This is a genomic window from Streptomyces sp. CBMA152 (genome assembly GCF_014596475.1).
Lineage (GTDB): Bacteria > Actinomycetota > Actinomycetes > Streptomycetales > Streptomycetaceae > Streptomyces.
This window is the reverse complement of the sequence record NZ_MECJ01000023.1, coordinates 90,756-109,378: the sequence shown is the minus strand read 5'-3', so window position 1 is coordinate 109,378 and position 18,623 is coordinate 90,756. Positions and strand designations below refer to the sequence as shown.

At 70.9% G+C, this 18,623-nt stretch carries 16 protein-coding genes; 6 read left to right on the top strand and 10 right to left on the bottom strand.

The annotated features are described in order from the left end of the window. Together BG418_RS20315 and BG418_RS20310 are read right to left on the bottom strand one after the other, a co-directional pair. Window positions 1-591 (bottom strand): PucR family transcriptional regulator ligand-binding domain-containing protein (locus BG418_RS20315; protein WP_188275346.1); only part of this gene is annotated, 591 nt, incomplete at its 3' end. Window positions 592-715: 124 nt separating this feature from the next. After that, window positions 716-3,088: an ATP/GTP-binding protein gene (locus BG418_RS20310; RefSeq protein ID WP_188275345.1), complete on the bottom strand. Its 2,373-nt coding sequence runs from the start codon at window positions 3,086-3,088 to the stop codon at window positions 716-718. 305 nt (window positions 3,089-3,393) lie between these two features. On the opposite strand from BG418_RS20310, the gene gabT reads away from it, so the two are divergent. Further along, on the top strand, window positions 3,394-4,728 hold the full coding sequence (gabT, locus tag BG418_RS20305; RefSeq protein WP_188275344.1) for a 4-aminobutyrate--2-oxoglutarate transaminase: 1,335 nt from the start codon (window positions 3,394-3,396) through the stop codon (window positions 4,726-4,728). A 123-nt stretch (window positions 4,729-4,851) separates the two neighbouring features. Continuing rightward, window positions 4,852-5,688, top strand: a complete 837-nt coding sequence (locus BG418_RS20300) for a phosphatase PAP2 family protein (RefSeq protein WP_188275343.1) — start codon at window positions 4,852-4,854, stop codon at window positions 5,686-5,688. Window positions 5,689-5,779: 91 nt separating this feature from the next. Here BG418_RS20300 and BG418_RS20295 read toward each other — a convergent pair whose 3' ends face one another. The 7 genes from BG418_RS20295 to BG418_RS20265 all read right to left on the bottom strand — a co-directional run bounded on the left by BG418_RS20295 (window position 5,780) and on the right by BG418_RS20265 (window position 13,731). Next, window positions 5,780-6,238 carry a hypothetical protein gene (locus tag BG418_RS20295; RefSeq protein WP_188275342.1) on the bottom strand — a complete coding sequence of 153 codons (459 nt, stop codon included), beginning with the start codon at window positions 6,236-6,238 and terminating at the stop codon, window positions 5,780-5,782. A 237-nt stretch (window positions 6,239-6,475) separates the two neighbouring features. Then, window positions 6,476-7,897 (bottom strand): FAD-binding oxidoreductase, encoded by a 1,422-nt coding sequence (locus BG418_RS20290; protein WP_223185159.1) that lies wholly within the window; start codon window positions 7,895-7,897, stop codon window positions 6,476-6,478. A gap of 37 nt (window positions 7,898-7,934) precedes the next feature. Beyond that, entirely contained in the window at window positions 7,935-8,729 is a 795-nt protein-coding gene (locus tag BG418_RS20285; RefSeq protein ID WP_188275341.1) for an ABC transporter permease, read from the bottom strand. Further along, window positions 8,729-9,649, bottom strand: a complete 921-nt coding sequence (locus BG418_RS20280) for an ABC transporter permease (protein ID WP_188275340.1) — start codon at window positions 9,647-9,649, stop codon at window positions 8,729-8,731. The genes BG418_RS20285 and BG418_RS20280 overlap by 1 nt, the downstream gene beginning before the upstream one ends. Then, entirely contained in the window at window positions 9,646-10,800 is a 1,155-nt protein-coding gene (locus BG418_RS20275; protein WP_188275339.1) for an ABC transporter ATP-binding protein, read from the bottom strand. The genes BG418_RS20280 and BG418_RS20275 overlap by 4 nt, the downstream gene beginning before the upstream one ends. Before the next feature lie 61 nt (window positions 10,801-10,861). Continuing rightward, complete coding sequence (locus BG418_RS20270; protein ID WP_188275338.1) at window positions 10,862-12,112, bottom strand: spermidine/putrescine ABC transporter substrate-binding protein; 1,251 nt, start codon at window positions 12,110-12,112, stop codon at window positions 10,862-10,864. Window positions 12,113-12,189: 77 nt separating this feature from the next. Then, window positions 12,190-13,731, bottom strand: a complete 1,542-nt coding sequence (locus tag BG418_RS20265; RefSeq protein ID WP_188275354.1) for a gamma-aminobutyraldehyde dehydrogenase — start codon at window positions 13,729-13,731, stop codon at window positions 12,190-12,192. Window positions 13,732-13,912: 181 nt separating this feature from the next. Between BG418_RS20265 and BG418_RS20260 the strand changes: the two genes are divergently transcribed. Further along, on the top strand, window positions 13,913-14,461 hold the full coding sequence (locus BG418_RS20260; RefSeq protein WP_188275337.1) for an NADAR family protein: 549 nt from the start codon (window positions 13,913-13,915) through the stop codon (window positions 14,459-14,461). A 140-nt stretch (window positions 14,462-14,601) separates the two neighbouring features. Here the strand turns inward: BG418_RS20260 and BG418_RS20255 are convergent, their stop codons facing one another. Further along, the gene (locus tag BG418_RS20255) at window positions 14,602-15,339 is read right to left on the bottom strand and encodes a DUF4190 domain-containing protein (RefSeq protein WP_188275336.1); all 738 of its coding nucleotides are present in this window, start codon (window positions 15,337-15,339) and stop codon (window positions 14,602-14,604) included. Window positions 15,340-15,677: 338 nt separating this feature from the next. Between BG418_RS20255 and BG418_RS20250 the strand changes: the two genes are divergently transcribed. The 3 genes from BG418_RS20250 to BG418_RS20240 all read left to right on the top strand — a co-directional run bounded on the left by BG418_RS20250 (window position 15,678) and on the right by BG418_RS20240 (window position 18,621). Next, complete coding sequence (locus BG418_RS20250; RefSeq protein ID WP_188275335.1) at window positions 15,678-16,709, top strand: adenosine deaminase; 1,032 nt, start codon at window positions 15,678-15,680, stop codon at window positions 16,707-16,709. A gap of 20 nt (window positions 16,710-16,729) precedes the next feature. Next, a complete protein-coding gene (locus BG418_RS20245; protein ID WP_188275334.1) occupies window positions 16,730-17,434 on the top strand; it encodes a glycerophosphodiester phosphodiesterase in 705 nt (234 codons plus the stop codon). A 68-nt stretch (window positions 17,435-17,502) separates the two neighbouring features. Continuing rightward, window positions 17,503-18,621: a sensor histidine kinase gene (locus BG418_RS20240; RefSeq protein WP_188275353.1), complete on the top strand. Its 1,119-nt coding sequence runs from the start codon at window positions 17,503-17,505 to the stop codon at window positions 18,619-18,621. Window positions 18,622-18,623: the final 2 nt, after the last annotated feature.

Here is an 18,623-nt window from a genome sequence, read left to right as displayed (position 1 = left end):
GGCCACGTCGGCGGTGAGCCGGGCCGCCCGCCGCCCCGCCCACTCGGGCTGCACCGCGACCACCGCGCCCGAGGTGTCGTACAGCGCCGCCCACCCGTCCACATGCGCCGCGAGCCGCGCGAGCAGTTCGGCGGGGCCTTCGGCGAGCGCCGCGCGCGTCAGCTCGCGCTGGGCCTCGAAACCCGCCGTCACCGCCCGGTACTGGTCGGCCGCGATGGCGGCGGACACCGCCTTGGAGATCGCCAGGAACGGGGTGCGGCGCGGCACTTCGAGCAGCGGGAAGTCCTCGGCCCGCGCCGCGTCGAGCAGCGCGTCCGGCACCGTCTCGTAGTTGACGCCGACGGCGAAGCCGAGCCCGACGACCCCGGCTCCGGCGAGCCTGCGGACATAGCGCCGCATCGTCTCCGGATCCTCCGCGTCCAGCGTCATCGCCGTGATGAGCAGGAGCTCGCCGCCCTCCATGTACGGGACGGGGTCGGCCAGTTCACTGACGTGCGCCCAGCGCACCGGCGTGTCGAGCCGGTCCTCGCCCGCGCGCACGGTGAGTTTCAGCGCCGAGTGCTGGACGAGGGAGGCGAGGGTGGGCGGCATGGGGCCTTCGACGACCTTCGGAGGGAGGGAGGAGAAATGCGCCGTCCCGTATGAACCACGCCCCTCGATTCTGCCAGAACGGCGGGGTCCCGGCGCCCGCCCGAGCCCCGCCACCACCAGCTCGTCAGCCCCGCAGATCCACAAGGAGCGGCGGCGAGTGCTCCCCCCGTACATCGCTCAGCGAGAGCACCGCGTGCCCGGCCGGCACCTGGTGGGCCAGCTGGGACGCCGACCAGCGCTCCCGCTCGACCTTGCGCACGGTCACCGCGTCCCGGGTCACCGGCTTGCCCGTGGCCAGCTTGCGCAGCGCGTGCATCGCGCGCGTGAGCGGCTGATCGGCGAAGACGGCGTGCCGGGCGACCTCGGTGGTCTCGATCCACTCGGTGCCCCACAGCTGGGAGAGCAGCTGCCCGTCCCAGGTGGTGACCCCCCGGAACGCCATATGGCAGCCGACCGCCGCGAGCAGCGAGGTGTGCAGCCGCTCGGGCACGTCCGCGAGCGCCCGCAGGCTGAGCACCACACCGGCGTTGGCCTGCCGCAGCCGCTGCACCGCCCGTACGGAACCGGCGGTCACCGCGTGCGTGGCGTCGTCCACGACCAGGCAGGCGAAGAGCGAACGGTCCCGGCGGGCGGCCGCGCTCGTCGTGAACTGCGCGAGCAGCAGCCGGTTCAGCAGCCGCGCGGCCTCCGGATGCGCCCGCTCGGGCAGGTCGACCCTCACTCGTACGGGGTGCTCCAGAGCCCGCAGCGAGAACGGCCGGGTGTGGCCGGTGGTGTCGAAGAAGGCGGCGAAGGCGGGCCGGTCCAGGCACGCGAGGCGGTCGGCGAGGACCAGGCCGGGCTCGCCCGGGATGTCGGCCTGCCGGGCGCGCGCCTCCAGCTCGCGGTGGAGCGCGGGGTGCGCCGTGCGGTCCAGATCGGCGCGGAGCGCGGCGAACGTGTCGCCGGAGCCGTCCAGGAGCTCGCGCAGCTGCGGCACCGAGGGGAACCGGTCGTACGCGGCCCGGTACGGCCCGAGCAGCTGGGCGAGCGCGGTCGCGGCCCGGCGTACGTCGGCGTCCGGCAGATCGCCCGCACAGGCCTCGGCGAGCAGCGCGGCGGCCTCGTCCGGGTCGTCGGTGCCGCCGTAGAGGTCGAGGTCGTACTCGGACTGCGCGTCGCCCGGCCGCACGATCACGTCGTACGCCTCGTCGGCGCCCAGCGGGGTGCCCGCAGCGCCGACCGCGACCACGGCGGCCTGTCCGGCGAGCGCCTGGAGGGCCAGGGACTCCACCACGGGCCGCACCAGATGGCGCGTCTTGCCCGCGCCGGACGGGCCGAGCGCGAGCAGCGAGGTGCCGAGCGCCGCCGGGTCGACGGCCGCGCCCGCGCCCCGGCGGGCGGGCGGGTTGTTCTCCAGGTCCGCGAACCGGCCGAGCCGCACCTGCGAGGTGAGCAGGTCGTGGGTGGCGGTCCGGGCGGGCAGGTCGCGGTCGCCGGACGGGTGCAGGCACGCGCGCGATCCGTCCCGCAGCACCGCGTCCGTGAACGCGCTCAGGCGGCCCGGGTCGGCGACCACGGACGTCCAGGCCCGCCGGATACGGGCGCAGTCCACGTCATTCATCCGGCCGCTGTCGGCGTCGGCGGCCAGCCGGTCGGCGGCGGCGTGCTGCCCGGCCGCGCGCAACTGCGGCCAGTCGGCGGGACTCTCGGCGGGTCCGGTGGACGTGGCCGCGTTACGGACCGGGGCGCGCCCAGTCCGTTCGCGCCACAGCCCGAGCCAGTCCCCCGCCCGACCGCAGAACCACACCACAGCCACCGCTACCACTACGTGGTAGACGGTCGTCGTCGTGTCGATGGCGTCCTTGGTGGCCACCGGGTCGTCGCTGAAGATCCACGAGTGCGGCACCAGACCGATGGCCAAGGAGTAGAACGGCAGATAGTCGTCGGCCCAGATCAGGAACCACACCAGGGCCCCGGCGACCAGCGCGGTGCGCACCGCGCGCGCGGGCTGCGGGTGGTCGGCCGCGTACCGGCGGAAGATCTCGCGCCAGTTGCCCAGATGCCCGAACCCGTAGATCACCGCACCGGCGACCAGGCTGTTGTACGCGGCGAGCGCGGTCAGGGCCGCCGGGGGCCGCCGATGCAGACCCAGCCACCAGTCGGACGGCGTGAACAGCTCAAGGGGGACCCGGCTGCGCGGCACATACCCGTTGCGCCACAGCGACCACACCAGAATCGCCGCGAGCAGCGCGACCAGGGCGCCGCTGATCAGCGCCCGGTCCGGCACCCGGTGCCCGTCGTCCTGCGCCCGGGGCCGATGCCCGTACCGCCACAGCCCCGGCTCGGCGGCCGCACGCGGCGTCCGCAGCCACTCCCCCAGCGGGGGGCGCCCGGGGGGCCGACCGGGCTGCGGCGGAAACGCGGGCGGCAGCGCCGGAACGGGCGGCGGCACGACCGGCCGCGGCACCGGCCGCGCCTCGATGCCCCGTGCGTCGTGCGTACCTTCGGTGTCCATCGGCCCCTTGCCCCCTGACCAGCCAGGTCCGTAACCAAGTCCAGCCCAATCTAAGCGGACTTGCAGCCGCATGCAGTGATCCCGCGCCCACACAGGGGCGCGGGGAACTGCGCGACAAGCCACAGACGGCCCGCAGCCGACCACGCACCCGGCGCGGAGCGCACCGCACCGCACCGCTATGTCCGCCAAGGACAAGGACACACCCGCACCACTCCCCAACGGAGCATGCCAGCACCCGCCCCCGCGCCCTAGCCTGCGAAGAAAGCCAGGAAGCGTCCAAAAACAGATCATCCAGGGAGCCCCTCATGAGCGCCATCCCGCAGGAGCGCCGCATCGTCACCGCCATCCCCGGCCCGAAGTCGCAGGAGCTGCAGGCCCGCCGTCTGGAGACGGTGGCCGGCGGCGTGGGCTCCGTGCTGCCCGTCTTCACCGCGCGCGCGGGCGGCGGCATCATCGAGGACGTCGACGGCAACCGCCTGATCGACTTCGGCTCCGGCATCGCCGTGACCAGCGTCGGCGCCTCCGCCGAGGCCGTGGTGCGCCGCGCCGCCGCCCAGCTCGCGGACTTCACCCACACCTGCTTCATGGTCACGCCGTACGAGGGTTACGTGGAGGTCTGCGAGCAGCTCGCCGAGCTGACCCCGGGCGACCACGCCAAGAAGTCCGCGCTGTTCAACAGCGGCGCCGAGGCCGTCGAGAACGCGGTCAAGATCGCCCGTGCGTACACCAAGCGCCAGGCCGTCGTCGTCTTCGACCACGGCTACCACGGCCGTACGAACCTGACGATGGCGCTGACCGCCAAGAACATGCCGTACAAGAACGGCTTCGGCCCGTTCGCGCCCGAGGTCTACCGCGTCCCGGTCGCCTACGGGTACCGCTGGCCGACCGGCGCGGAGAACGCCGGCGCCGAGGCGTCCGCCCAGGCCATCGACATGATCAGCAAGCAGATCGGCGCCGACAACGTCGCCGCGATCATCATCGAGCCGGTGCTCGGCGAGGGCGGCTTCATCGAGCCCGCCAAGGGCTTCCTGCCCGCGATCGCCCAGTTCGCCAAGGACAACGGCATCGTCTTCGTCGCGGACGAGATCCAGTCCGGCTTCTGCCGCACCGGCCAGTGGTTCGCCTGCGAGGACGAGGGCATCGTCCCGGACCTGATCACCACCGCCAAGGGCATCGCGGGCGGTCTGCCGCTCTCCGCCGTGACCGGCCGCGCCGAGATCATGGACGCCGCGCACGCGGGCGGCCTCGGTGGCACCTACGGCGGCAACCCGGTGGCCTGCGCCGGTGCGCTGGGCGCGATCGAGACCATGCGCGAGCTGGACCTCAACGGCAAGGCCAAGCGCATCGAGGAGGTCATGAAGGGCCGCCTCGCCGCCATGGCCGAGAAGTTCGACATCATCGGCGACATCCGCGGCCGCGGCGCCATGATCGCCATCGAGCTCGTCGAGGACCGGGACGGCAAGAAGCCGAACGCGGCCGCCGCCGGCGCGCTGGCCAAGGCCTGCCACGCGGAGGGCCTGCTGGTCCTGACCTGTGGCACCTACGGCAACGTGCTGCGTTTCCTGCCGCCGCTGGTCATCGGCGAGGACCTGCTCAACGAGGGTCTCGACATCATCGAGCAGGCCTTTTCCACGCTCTGAGCATGATCTGCGGACGCTCTGACCGGAGCCGTGACCACGGCCTGTGAAGAAGGTGTGCGGGGGCGATGGCGGGATGGAGTGCCGCCTGTCGGTCCCCCGCTCACTGCCGTACGGTTTCTGCAGATGAGAGAAACACCTCGCCCGCAGGAAACTGCGGGCGGCTCCAGGGCGGCGCATCCCCAGCCTCGTTCTGGTCGTGCCCTCGCGCACACCGCCGGCGCCTCTGGCTCCGGAACTCCTCACCGATCGGACGGCCGTACGCCCCACACCCCCCGGGGCGCACGGCACACCGGTCGAACCGGCCGTCCCGGAACCTCCCCCCCTGTTCCGGGACGGCCGGCTTTCCTCTTCTCCGCGCTCGCGGTCCTCACCGCCCTCTTCGCGGTGATCACCTGGCAGGTCGTCGCCGACGGCCCCCTGCGCCGCCTCGACGAGCGCGTGGACCATCACCTCGCCGGGCGCGGCCCCCAGTCACTGGCACAGGTCCTCGCCGACCTCGGCAGCATGCCCGTCGCCCTGCCGGTGCTCGCGCTCGCCCTCGGATACGCGCTGTGGCGCGGCGCCCGGGCGACCGCGCTGATCGCGGCGCTGACGATGGCTCTCGTGCCCGCGCTGATCGTCCCGCTGAAGACCTGGACCGACCGCGCGGGCCCGCTGACCAGCGACACCGGCTACTACCCGTCCGGCCACACGGCCACCGCGATGGTGGCGTACGGCGTCTCGGCGCTGCTCCTCACCTCGTATGTACGCAGACGATGGGTGCCGCCCGTCGCCGCCGGGGTGCTCACGGTGGCGACGGGCATCGGTCTGGTGCTGCACGGCTACCACTGGCCGCTGGATGTACTGGCCAGCGGCTGCCTGTGCGGGGTGCTGCTGATCGTCAGCTCCATGGGTATGCGTCGAAGTTCGAGGAGGGCCGCTGCGAGCGCGGCGGGGAAGATGAAGGATCCGGCTGCGTAGGACCCGTGGGGTTGTCGAGACCTCTGGCAGCGCTCCGGCGGCACCTGACTGCCCGTCAGTTTCGGTGCCCCGCGTACTGCGCCCCTGTGTTTCAGTCCCAGTCCTCCCGGGCGATACGGGCCGCGGCCTCGTGCATCGCGAGTTCTAGCAGCGTCGGGTCGGTGAGGTTGCCCGAGCCGTCCGGCGGGATCAGCCAGCGCACCCCGCCGGAGACCCGGCCCGGGTACGGCACCACGATCCAGGTGCCCTGACCGGCCCCCCGCACCCCCGTGCCGAGCCAGCGCGCGGCCGTGCCCGGCGGCACGAAGAACCCCAGGCGCGCGTCGCCGAAGTCGGCGAGCACGGGCCCGGGGCGGTCGACGAGCCGGGTCAGTACGTCGAGCGTGGGATGCCCCAGCTCGCCCGGCAGGATCAGTACGTCCCAGCGCCTGCCGGCGGGAAGGAGCGCGACCCCCAGGGGGTTGCGTTCCCACTCCCACCGGCAGGCGTCGGGATCCGGCGCGACCGATGCCAGCCATTCCACTGCGGTCTTGGCTCCTGAGCCGTTCATCGCCCGGGCTTCCTTCCGTGAGCGCGGTGTGCTGTCACGGGTGGAGAGCCGGGTGGGGCTCGGCTATGACGCGGGTTTCGCTACTTGTTGGTAGTGAATTGGGGCGCGTCATGATCCGCCGGTCGTGCGCCGGTGCGCTCCGCGGGGTGCGAGGATTTTTGGCTGCGGACCGTGCGTGGCTGGTCGCGCAGTTCCCCGCGCCCCTAAAGGCGCTACCTCTCAAGCGCGATTTAGAGCTCAGCTGTCGAAGCCCAGGCCCGCCCTGTCCATTGCCTTCAGCCACAAGTTGCGTCTGCCGCCGTTCGCGTCTGCTCTGGCCAGGGCCCACTTGGTGATGCCGATGCCTGCCCAGGCGACCGGTTCCGGGGGGAACGGGAGGGGCTTTTTGCGGACCATCTCCAGTTCGGTGCGTTCCGTGCGCTCCCCCGAGAGCAGGTCGAGCATCACGTCCGCCCCGAAGCGGGTCGAGCCGACGCCGAGGCCGGTGTATCCGGCGGCGTAGGCGACCTTGCCGCCGTGGGCCGTGCCGAAGAAGGCCGAGAAGCGCGAGCAGGTGTCGATCGCGCCGCCCCAGGTGTGGCTGAAACGCAGCCCTTCGAGCTGCGGGAAGCAGTCGAAGAAGTGCTCGGCCAGCTTCAGATAGGTGGCCGGGCTGTCGTCGTACTCGGCCCGCACCTTCCCGCCGTACTTGTACACCGCGTCGTAACCGCCCCACAGGATGCGGTGGTCGTCGGTGAGCCGGAAGTAGTGGAACTGGTTGGCCGAGTCGCCCAGGCCCTGCCGGTTCTTCCAGCCGATCGAGGCCAGTTGCTCGGCGCTCAGCGGTTCGGTCATCAGCGCGTAGTCGTAGACCGGCACGGTGTACGCACGTACGCGCTTGACCAGGGACGGGAACACATTGGTGCCGAGCGCCACGTGGCGGGCGCGGATGCGTCCGTACGGGGTGCGCACCGCCATGCCCGGTCCCGCCGACACCAGGTCGAGGCCGGGGGTGTGTTCGTAGATCCGTACGCCCAGTTCCAGACAGGCGCGCTTGAGGCCCCAGGCGAGCTTGGCGGGGTGGAGCATGGCGACACCGCGCCGGTCCCAGAGGCCGCCGAGGAAGGTAGGCGAGTGGACCTCGGCCCGCATCGCGTCGCGGTCCAGGAGTTCGAGCCCCTCGAAGCCGAGCCCGACCGCCTCCTCGTACATCTCGTGGAGCTCGTCCACCTGGTGCGGCTCGGTGGCCACGTCGATCTCGCCGGTGCGCTCGAAGTCGCAGTCCAGTGAGTAGCGGGCGACGGCCGCCTCGATGGCGTCGAGGTTGGCCGCGCCGAGCCGTTCGAGCGTGGGCATCTCGTCGGGCCAGCGGGCCAGGCCGTTGCCGAGGCCGTGGGTGAGGGAGGCGGCGCAGAAGCCGCCGTTGCGGCCGGAGGCGGCCCAGCCGATCTCCTTGCCCTCGATGAGCACCACATCGCGCTGCGGGTCGCGCTCCTTGGCCAGGAGCGCGGTCCACAGTCCGCTGTAGCCGCCGCCGACGACGAGCAGATCGCACCGCTCGTCGCCCGCGAGCGCGGGGTGGGCACCGGGCCTGCCCGGGTCCTCCAGCCAGAAGGGGACGGGCTGGGCGTCCGTCAGTGATTGGGCTGCGGCACTGCTCATGGCTCGGGTTGCGGCCATGATTTCCAACTCCCTCGAAGGGTTCGGCAGTTGTTGCTTAGGCTTTGGCACCTTTGTTGCGCCGGTTGGCTACGAGCTGGCCGGCGACGACCACCACCACGGCGATGACGAACATCGCCGTACCGATGACATTGATCTGAACGGGCGTGCCCCGCTGTGCGGATCCCCAGACGAACATGGGAAACGTCACGGTGGAGCCCGCGTTGAAGTTGGTGATGATGAAGTCGTCGAAGGAGAGCGCGAAGGCGAGCAGCGCGCCCGCGACGATCCCGGGGGCGGCGATCGGCAGGGTGACCCGGACGAACGTCTGCACCGGTCCCGCGTACAGGTCGCGTGCGGCCTCCTCCAGGCGCGGGTCCATCGACATCACGCGCGCCTTGACCGCCGTCACCACGAAGCTCAGGCAGAACATGATGTGCGCGATGAGGATGGTCCAGAAGCCGAGCTGCGCGCCCAGGTTGAGGAAGAGCGTGAGCAGGGACGCGGCCATGACGACCTCGGGCATCGCCATCGGCAGGAAGATCAGCGAGTTGATCGCGCCGCGCGCCCGGAACCGGTAGCGGACCAGGGCGAAGGCGATCATCGTGCCGAGCACGGTCGCGCCGACCGTCGCCCAGGTCGCGATCTGGAGCGAGAGCGAGAGCGAGCCGCACATGTCGGCGACGCCGCAGGGGTCCTTCCAGGCGTCGGTGGAGAACCGCGTCCAGGAGTAGTTGAAGCGCCCGTTCGGCTTGTTGAACGAGAACACCATCACGACGACGTTCGGCAGGATCAGGTACGCGAGGGTCGCGAGTCCCGCGATCACGATCACATTGCGTCGGAGCCAGCGCATCAGACCAGGTCCTCCGTCCCGGCTCGGCGGATGTAGACGGTGACCATCACCAGGACGATCGCCATCAGGATGAAGGAGAGGGCGGCGGCCGTCGGATAGTCGAGGACCCGCAGGAACTGCGACTGGATGACGTTGCCGACCATCTTCTGGTCGGTGGAGCCGAGCAGTTCGGCGTTCACGTAGTCGCCGCTCGCCGGGATGAAGGTGAGCAGCGTGCCCGAGACGACGCCCGGCATGGAGAGCGGGAACGTCACCTTGCGGAAGGTGGTCGCGGGGGTCGCGTACAGATCCCCGGCCGCCTCGTGCAGCCTCGGGTCGATCCGTTCGAGCGAGGTGTAGAGCGGCAGGATCATGAACGGCAGGAAGTTGTACGTGAGTCCGCAGACCACCGCCATGGGCGTGGCGAGCACGCGGTTGCCCTCGGTCCAGCCCAGCCAGTTCGTCACGTCCAGCACATGCAGCGTGTTGAGCGCGTGCACCACCGGCCCGCCGTCGGCCAGGATCGTCTTCCAGGCCAGCGTGCGGATCAGGAAGCTGGTGAAGAACGGCGCGATGACGAGCACCAGGATCACATTGCGCCAGCGGCCCGCTTTGAAGGCGATCAGATACGCGAGCGGATACCCGAGCAGCAGACACAGAACGGTCGCGGTGCCCGCGTACAGCAGGGAGCGCACGAACTGCGGGTAGTACTCCTTGAAGGCGTCCCAGTACGTCTGGAAGTGCCAGGTGACCTGGAAACCCTTCTCCAGGGAGCCGGTCTGCACCGAGGTGGAGGCCTGGTAGACCATCGGCAGCGCGAAGAAGACGATCAGCCACAGGATGCCGGGCAGCAGCAGCCAGTAGGGCACGAGCCGCTTGCGCGCCGACGCCTTGCGTACGGGGAGGTCGGCGGCCGGGGGCGCCTCGGTCAGGGCGCTCACGCGGCGTCCTCGACCTTCTCCACGCCCGCGTCGATCGCCTGCGCCGCGTCCAGGCCGAAGGTGTGCGCCGGGTTCCAGTGCAGGACGACCTCGGCGCCGGGCACCAAGCGGGTGTCGCGCTCGATGTTCTGCTCGTAGACGGCGAGGCCGTCACCCGCCGGTGAGTCGATGACGTACTGGGTGGAGACGCCGATGAAGGAGGAGTCGACGATCGTGCCCGGGACGCGGTTGCGGCCGTCCGCTATCGAGGACTCGTCGTCGCGGTGGGCCAGCGAGATCTTCTCGGGGCGCACCCCGACGAGGATCTTGCCGCCGTCGGTGGCGGGGGCCGAACATCGCCCGCCGGGCAGCGTCAGCTTGGCGCCGCCCGCCGTGACGACGACGTCCTCGCCGCTCCTGGCGACGACCTCGGCCTCGATGAGGTTGGAGGTGCCGAGGAAGTTCGCCACGAACGTGGTGTTCGGGTTCTCGTAGAGGTCGGCCGGGGCGCCCAGTTGCTCGACGCGTCCGCCGTTCATCACCGCGACCGTGTCGGCCATGGTCATGGCCTCCTCCTGGTCGTGGGTGACATGGATGAAGGTGATGCCGACCTCGGTCTGGATGCGCTTGAGCTCCAGCTGCATCTGGCGGCGCAGCTTGAGGTCGAGGGCGCCGAGCGGCTCGTCGAGGAGCAGCACCCGGGGGTGGTTGATGAGGGCGCGGGCGACCGCCACGCGCTGCTGCTGGCCGCCGGAGAGCTGGTGCGGCTTGCGCTTGGCGAAGTCGCCGAGCTGGACCAGCTCCAGCATGTCGTCGACCTGCTTCTTCACCGACTTGATGCCCCGCCGGCGCAGCCCGAAGGCGATGTTCTCGCTGACGTCGAGGTGCGGGAAGAGCGCGTACGACTGGAAGACGGTGTTCACCGGCCGCTTGTACGGCGGCAGATCGGTGACGTCCTTGTCGCCGAGGAAGACGGTCCCGGTGGTGGGCTCCTCCAGGCCGGCGATCATGCGCAGGGTGGTGGTCTTGCCGCATCCGGAGGCGCCGAGCAGGGCGAAGAACGAGCCCTGCGGGACGGTCAGTTCGAGCGGATGGACGGCGGTGAACGAGCCGTACGTCTTGCTGATCCCGGTGAGGCGGACGTCGCCGCCGTCGTTCTTGTCGTCAGTCATGGGTTGCGATCCCAGGGGTGGTGAGGGCTGAGGGGAGGTGTGGGGGGCGCGGGCGCCGCTGTCACGCGCCGATGAGCTTGCCGAACTTCTGCTCGTACGAGGTCTCCTCCGCGCTGCTCAGCGAGCGGAAGGAGTGGGCCTTGGCGGTCATGGCCCTGTCGGGGAGGATCAGCGTGTTCTCCGCCAGCTTCGGATCGATCTTCGCCAGCTCGTCGCGCACACCGTCCACGGGGCAGACGTAGTTGATGAACGCGGCGAGCTTGGCCGCGACCGGTGGCTCGTAGTAGTAGTCGATCAGCCGCTCGGCGTTGGCCTGGTGGCGGGCGTTCGCGGGGATGAGCAGGTTGTCGCTGGAGAGCATGTAACCGGCCGCCGGGACCGCGTACTTGATGTCCGGGTTGTCGGACCGGAGCTGGGTGATGTCGCCGCCCCACGCCACACACGCGGCGAGGTCCCCCTTGTCCAGGTCGCCGGTGTAGTCGTTGCCGGTGAAGCGCCGGATCTGCTTCTTGTCGACGCCCTTCTGGAGCCGCCCGATCGCCGCGTCGAAGTCGGCGTCGGTGAAGTTCGCCGGGTCCTTGCCCATGTCGAGCAGGGTCATCCCGACCGTGTCGCGCATCTCGGTCAGGAAGCCCACCCGGCCCTTCAGCGTCGGGTCGTCGAGCAGCTGCGTGATGGAGTCGACCGTCTTGCCGCCGGTCGCCTTGGAGTTGTACGCGATGACGGTGGGGATGCCGGTCCAGGGATACGAGTAGGCCCGGCCCGGGTCCCAGTCGGGGCTGCGGAAGGCGGCGGAGAGGTTGGCGTAGGCGTGCGGCAGCAGGGACGCGTCGAGCTTCTGCGCCCAGCCGAGCCGGATGAGCCGCCCGGCCAGCCAGTCGGTGAGCACGATGAGGTCGCGGCCGATGTCCTGGCCGGCCGCGAGCTGCGGCTTGACCTTGCCGAAGAACTCGACGTTGTCGTTGATGTCCTCGGTGTACTTGACCTTGATCCCGGTGCGCTTGGTGAACGCCTCCAGCGTCGGCCGGTGCTTCTTGTCGTCGCTGACGTCCATGTACTGGGTCCAGTTGGAGAAGTTGATCTCCTTCTCACTGGCCGAGTGGTCGTTCGACGCCGGGGCCGTGCCGTCCGACCGCTTGGCGGCCGGGATGCCGCAGGCGGTGAGTCCCGCCAGCGAGCCGACGGTGAGCGCGCCGAATCCGGTGGCGCGCAGCACCGAACGGCGGGTGAGCGCGCCCCGGCCGCTGGTCAGAGAGCGCCGTATGGCGGCCGCCTGGGCCGCGGAGAGGCGGTCCGGCTCGTACTGCTCCATGCGCTGTATGCCCTTCCGGGTGGAGGTGACGGCCGCTGGTCAGGCGCCCGGCACGCGGCGGAGCCGCAAGCGGATAGTTATCGGTCCCCGAAGATCGTGCGGTGCCAGTCCTTGGCCGCCACCGCGGTGTTGTCGTACATCACATGCTTGACCTGCGTGTACTCCTCGAAGGAGTAGGCCGACATGTCCTTTCCGAAGCCGCTCGCCTTGAAGCCGCCGTGCGGCATCTCGCTGATGATCGGAATGTGGTCGTTGACCCAGACGCAGCCCGCCTTGATCTCCCGCGTGGCCCGGCCCGCCCGGTAGACGTCCCGGCTCCAGGCGGAGGCGGCCAGGCCGTACGGGGTGTCGTTGGCGAGCGCGATGCCCTCGTCGTCGGAGTCGAAGGGCAGCGCGACCAGGACCGGCCCGAAGATCTCGGACTGGACGACCTCGCTGTCCTGGGCGGCGTCCGCGATGAGCGTCGGAAGGTAGAAGGCGCCGTCGTGGTCGGGCGCCGCGCCGCCGGTGACCACGCGCGCGTAGGAGCGGGCCCGCTCGACGAAGCCCGCCACGCGGTCGCGGTGGACATGGCTGATGAGGGGGCCGAGATCCGTCGTCGCGTCGAACGGGTCGCCGACGCGGACGGTCGCGAACAGGTCCGCGACCCCGGCGACGAAGGCGTCGTAGAGCGGCCGCTGGACGTACGCGCGCGTGGCGGCGGTGCAGTCCTGGCCCGAGTTGATGAGGGAGGCGGCGACGGCGCCGTGGACGGCGGCTTCGAGGTCCGCGTCGTCGAAGACGACGAAGGGGGCCTTGCCGCCGAGTTCCAGGTGCAGGCGCTTGACCGTGGCGGTGGCGATCTCGGCGACCCGCTTGCCGACCGGGGTGGAGCCGGTGAACGAGGTCATCACGACGTCGGGGTGGCCGACCAGGTGCTCCCCGGCGTCCCGCCCTGCGCCCGAGACGATGTTGACGACGCCGTCCGGGATCCCTGCGGCGGTCGCGGCCTCGGCGAAGAGCAGCGAGGTCAGCGGGGTGATCTCGGCGGGCTTGAGGACGATGGTGTTCCCGGCCGCGATCGCCGGGAGCACCTTCCAGGCGGCCATCTGGAGCGGGTAGTTCCAGGGTGCGATGGACCCGACGACACCGATGGCCTCACGGCGTACGTACGAGGTGTGGTCGCCGGAGTACTCGCCGGCCGACTGTCCCTGGAGGTGGCGGGCGGCTCCCGCGAAGAACGCGGTGTTGTCGATCGTGCCCGGGACGTCGAACTCCCGGCTCAGCTTGATCGGCTTGCCGCACTGCAACGACTCGGCCTGCGCGAACTCCTCGGCGCGCTCGGCCAGGACGGCCGCGAAGCGGTGCAGCGCGTCCGAACGCTCGGCCGGGGTCGCGCCCGACCAGCCCGGGAACGCCTCCTTGGCGGCCGCCACGGCCGCGTCCACATCGGCGGTGCCCGCCAGTTCGTACGTGTACACCGTCTCGCCGGTCGCCGGGTCCACGACGTCCTGCTTGCGCCCGGAGGTGCCCGGCCGAAGGCGTCCGCCGATGTACTGCGCACCGGCCTCGAAACGGTCCTGCGCCGGGAAGCGGCCGGCGTGCTCGCTGCTGCTGTTGCCGCTGCTGCTGTTGCCCATCTCGCTCACGGTCTCCGTAGCTCCAGCTCGATTTGAGTGCCGATCCTGACAGAGCGGCATCTGACCAACAAGTGATTCCGTTGTTGCCTTTTGGTTACGCGACGGAATCTGTCGACCATGTGTCGCGTCCGGCTGTAAATACCCGTACGGAGTGTCAGTGGCGGGTGGCAGACTCACGTGCATGGAGAAGATCGACAATTTGATCGCGCAGGTCAAGGATGGTGAGAGGGTCAAGTTCTTGCACTTCTGGGGCCACACGCCCCGGCGGGACGGGAGCCTGGGACCGAGCTGTTTCAGCCAGTGGTGGCCGTCGGCGTTCGCCGTGGACGGTGTGGAGTACGCGACGGCGGAGCACTGGATGATGGCGTCCAAGGCGCAGCTGTTCGGCGACGCGTCCGCCGAGCGGGCGGTGCTCTCGGCCACCTCCCCGGCCGCCGCCAAGAAGGCTGGACGGCTGGTCCAGGGCTTCGACGACGCGGTGTGGTCGCGGGAGCGGTACGACATCGTTGTGGCGGGGAGCGTCCACAAGTTCAGCCAGGACCCGGCGCTTCGGGAGTACCTGCTGGCCACCGGGGACCGCGTGCTGGTGGAAGCCAGCCCGCTGGACCGGATATGGGGGATCGGACTTGCGGCCGACGCGCCCGAGGCGGATGACCCTTCGCGGTGGCGTGGGCTGAACCTCTTGGGCTTCGCCCTCATGGACGCCCGAGAGGCGCTTCGCGCGGCGTAGTTGTTCGGGTGCGGGCCGGCTTGGGCTGGTCGCGCCCACGCGGCGGAGCCGCAAATGTCACGGCCCCGCGCCCCTATAAGTGCGGGGGACCGCAGGGCACTGGCACCAGCCCGCGCCCCTTGTAGGACACCCGGGACCGCCTAGACCCCGTCGTCTTCCACCACCAGCGACGTCGCGAACGGGTCGTCGGCTGTGGAGGTGTCGTCGGACGTGTCGTCGTGGTGGGTCACCGCCCAGATCATCAGGCCCAGGAAGACGGCGCTGACCGCGATGCCGACCGCGCCCAGGATGATCCCGGCCAGGGACTGGCCGCCGTTGGTGGACTGACCGCGCTTCGCCCGGCCCCGGCCCAGGAAGCCGAAGATCAGGGCGAGGATGCCCAGGATGATGCCGAGGCCCCACAGGCAGAACAGGACGACGGAGAGGATGCCGAGGACCATCGCGGCGGTGCCGAAGCCGTTGAGCGGGGCGCCCATACCGGTCCAGCCGGGGTGGCCGTAGCTGTATCCGGGATAGTCCGGGTAGCCGGGGTACGCCGGGTAGCCGTAGCTGCCCGGGACCGCCTGGCCGGGGCCGCCCGGCGCGGTCGGGGGCGGCGGCACGGGACCGGCCCAGCCCTGGCCGCCGACCGGACCCGCCGGACCCGCGGCAGGCGGGACATAGCCCGACGCGGGCGTCGCGTCAGAGGGAGCCGCTGGCATCGACGTCACCGTCGGCTGGTTGTGCACGGGTTGCCCCTGCGGGCCCTGGCCGGTCAGCGGCTGGTCGGTCATCGTCCGGTCATGGCCCGGCTTGTCCAGCGGAACCTTGTGCTCCGGCGGTGCCCACGGGTCCACGGGCTCGGGGCCCGGGGACGACTGATCGCGGTGGTCTGACATGGGCCTCCCCCATCGTGGTTCCGACATGCTAAAGGTCGCGCCCTAGGGCCTGTCCGGTGGATCCGGCCTGGGACGCGGGGGTCTGGTGCGCCCTCCCCCAAGGCCTAAAGGGCCAGGGGGGACCCCCAGCGGCGTTGTCGTCGGTTGCCATGGCTCCGCCATGCCGCCCTCCTCCGCCTTGCAGCTGCACGCACCAGACCCCCACTCACCAGCACCGAAAAGGCGTCCAGCGCCGATAGCGGCCAGACCCACCGGACAGACCCTAGGCGCGAAGCGCGGGATCCGCCCCGCCTAACATGATCCCCGAAGAGCGAAGCCCCCAGCTTGCGGAGGAAACCATGACCGACCTGCACGCGTTCATCGCGGGCCTGCCCAAGGCCGAGCTCCATGTGCACCACGTCGGCTCGGCCTCGCCCCGCATCGTCTCCGAACTCGCCGCCCGGCACGCCGACTCGAAGGTCCCCACCGACCCCGAGGCGCTCGCGGACTACTTCACCTTCACCGACTTCGCGCACTTCATCGAGGTGTATCTGTCGGTCGTGGACCTGATCCGCACCCCGGAAGATGTGCGGCTTCTCACGTACGAGATCGCCCGGGACATGGCCCGGCAGAACATCCGCTACGCCGAGCTGACCATCACCCCGTTCTCCTCCACCCGCCGCGGCATCGACGAGCGCGCCTTCATGGACGCGATCGAGGACGCCCGCAAGTCGGCCGAGCGCGAGCTCGGCACCGTACTGCGCTGGTGCTTCGACATCCCGGGCGAGGCCGGTTCCGAGGCCGCCGCCGAGACCACCCGGCTCGCCACCTCCGACCGCCTGCGCCCCGAGGGCCTGATCTCGTTCGGCCTCGGCGGCCCCGAGATCGGCGTCCCGCGCCCGCAGTTCAAGCCCTTCTTCGACCAGGCCATCGCCGCCGGGCTGCACTCGGTGCCGCACTCGGGCGAGTCCACCGGACCCCAGTCCATCTGGGACGCCCTCAACGATCTGCGGGCCGAGCGCATCGGCCACGGCACCAGCGCCACCCAGGACCGGAATCTCCTGAAGCACCTCGCCGACCACCGGATCGCCCTGGAGGTCTGCCCGACCTCCAACCTCGCGACCCGCGTCGTCACCGACATCGAGCTGCACCCCATCAAGGAGATGGTCGAGGCGGGCGTGCTCGTCACGATCAACAGCGACGACCCGCCGATGTTCGGCAGCGACCTCAACAACGAGTACGCGGTCGCCGCCCGCCTCCTTCAGCTGGACGAGCGGGGCGTGGCCGACCTCGCCAAGAACGCCGTCGAGGCGTCGTTCCTGGACTCGGCGGGCAAGGCGAAGCTCGCCGCCGAGATCGACGAGTACACGGCGAAGTGGCCCGCCTCGTAACGCGTGACGACAATGGGCCCATGCGCACCGTGACTGTCGTGGCCCACCGCGGCGACCCGTACCGCGTCCGTGAGAACACGCTCCCCTCGATCCACTCGGCGATCGAGCGGGGCGCGGACGCGATCGAGCTCGATGTACGCCTCACCCACGACGGCGTTCCCGTGCTGCTGCACGACGAGACGCTCAATCGGCTGTGGGGCGTCGACCGCCCGCTCTCCTCCCTGCTGTACGAGGATGTGCGCGAGCTGACCCACAGCGGCGTCCCGACCCTGCGCGCGGCCCTGATGGCGGCGGGCGCGCACCGGGTGATGCTCGATCTGCCGGGCGCGAGCGAGGCGTGCGTGCGCGCGGTCGTCGGCATGGTGCAGGAGTGCGGGGCGAGCGACCGCGTCTACTACTGCGCGGGCGCGAACGCGATGCTGAAGGTCCGCGCCGCCGACCCGTCCGCCGAGATCGCCCTCACCTGGACGACGCTGGCGCCGCCGCGCCCGGAGCTCATCGCGGCCGTGAAGCCGCGCTGGCTCAACTACCGCTTCGGACTGATGAGTTCGGAGCTCGCCGCACGCGTGCACCGCGACGGCATGCTGGTCTCCGTGTGGACCGCCGACACCCGGCGGACCATGCGCAAGCTGATCGATCGGGGCGTGGACTCGATCACCACGAATCGGGTGGACGCGCTGCGCGCGGTCCTTACGGGGGGTACGGATTGGACGAGGGACGGCTGACGGCACGGCTGCGGTCGGCGAACCCCTGGGCGGTCGACATCGGGCTGACCCTGCTGGTGCAGGCCGCGATGACGATCCCGTTCCTGACCGAGCGCCCGACCGGGCTGCGCCCGGCGACCTCGGCGGACTACGCCCTGATGACGCTGATGGTGCTGCCGCTCGTGTGGCGGCGCCGGGCGCCAGTGACGGTGATGCTGGCGGTCCTGACGGCAGGCTCGCTGTACAAGCTCACCCTCGACGGCCCGGGCCAGCCGCTGCCGTACTCCGGCCTGATCGCGCTGTACACGGTCGCCGCGCTCTCGCCCGTGCGCCAGCGCCTCGGCATGGCGGCGCTGACGGCGGCGCTGATCGCGCCGTCGGTCGCGCTCAACACCCAGGACACGCGGGAGATGCTGTTCAGCTTCTTCGTCTTCGGTGCTGCGTACGCGCTCGGCCGGCTCACCCACACCCGCCAGGCGTACACGGCGGCCGTCGAGGACCGGGCCGCGCAGCTGGAGCGGGCCAACCGGATCGAGGCCGAGCAGGCCGCCGCCCGTGAACGGGCCCGTATCGCCCGGGAGATGCACGACATCCTGTCGCACGCCGTCAGCATCATGATCGTGCAGGCGGAGGCGGGGCCGCTGGCGGTACGGGCCGCGCCCGAGCGGGCCGAGGCGGCGTTCGACGCGATCTCGGAGACCGGCCGGGACGCGATGGTGCAGCTGCGGCGGATGCTGGGCGTACTGCGCGAGGCCCCCGAGTCCCCGCGCCGCCCCCAGCCGGGCCTCGCGGAACTGCCGGAGCTGATCGGCCGCGTGGCGTCGGGCGGCCCGTCCGTCACGTACGAGACGACGGGCGAGCCCCGGGCGCTTCCGCCGGACCTGGAGACGACGCTGTACCGGATCACGCAGGAAGCCCTGACGAACGCGGTGAAGCACGCGCGGGCGGATGCAATTTCGGTCCAACTCGCTTACGACGACGGAGAGTTGGCCCTCACCGTCACGGACGACGGACGCGGCCCCGGCGCCGCATCCGGCCCCGGCACCGGCCACGGCCTCATCGGCATCAGCGAACGCGCGGCCGCGCACGGCGGTACGGCGTGGTCGGGCGCGGGCCCGGACGGCGGGTTCCAGGTCCGGGCGAGACTCCCCCACACCGCGACGAACACCCGTAAGACAGCTGCCCTGTTGATGAAAACGGAGGTGTGAGC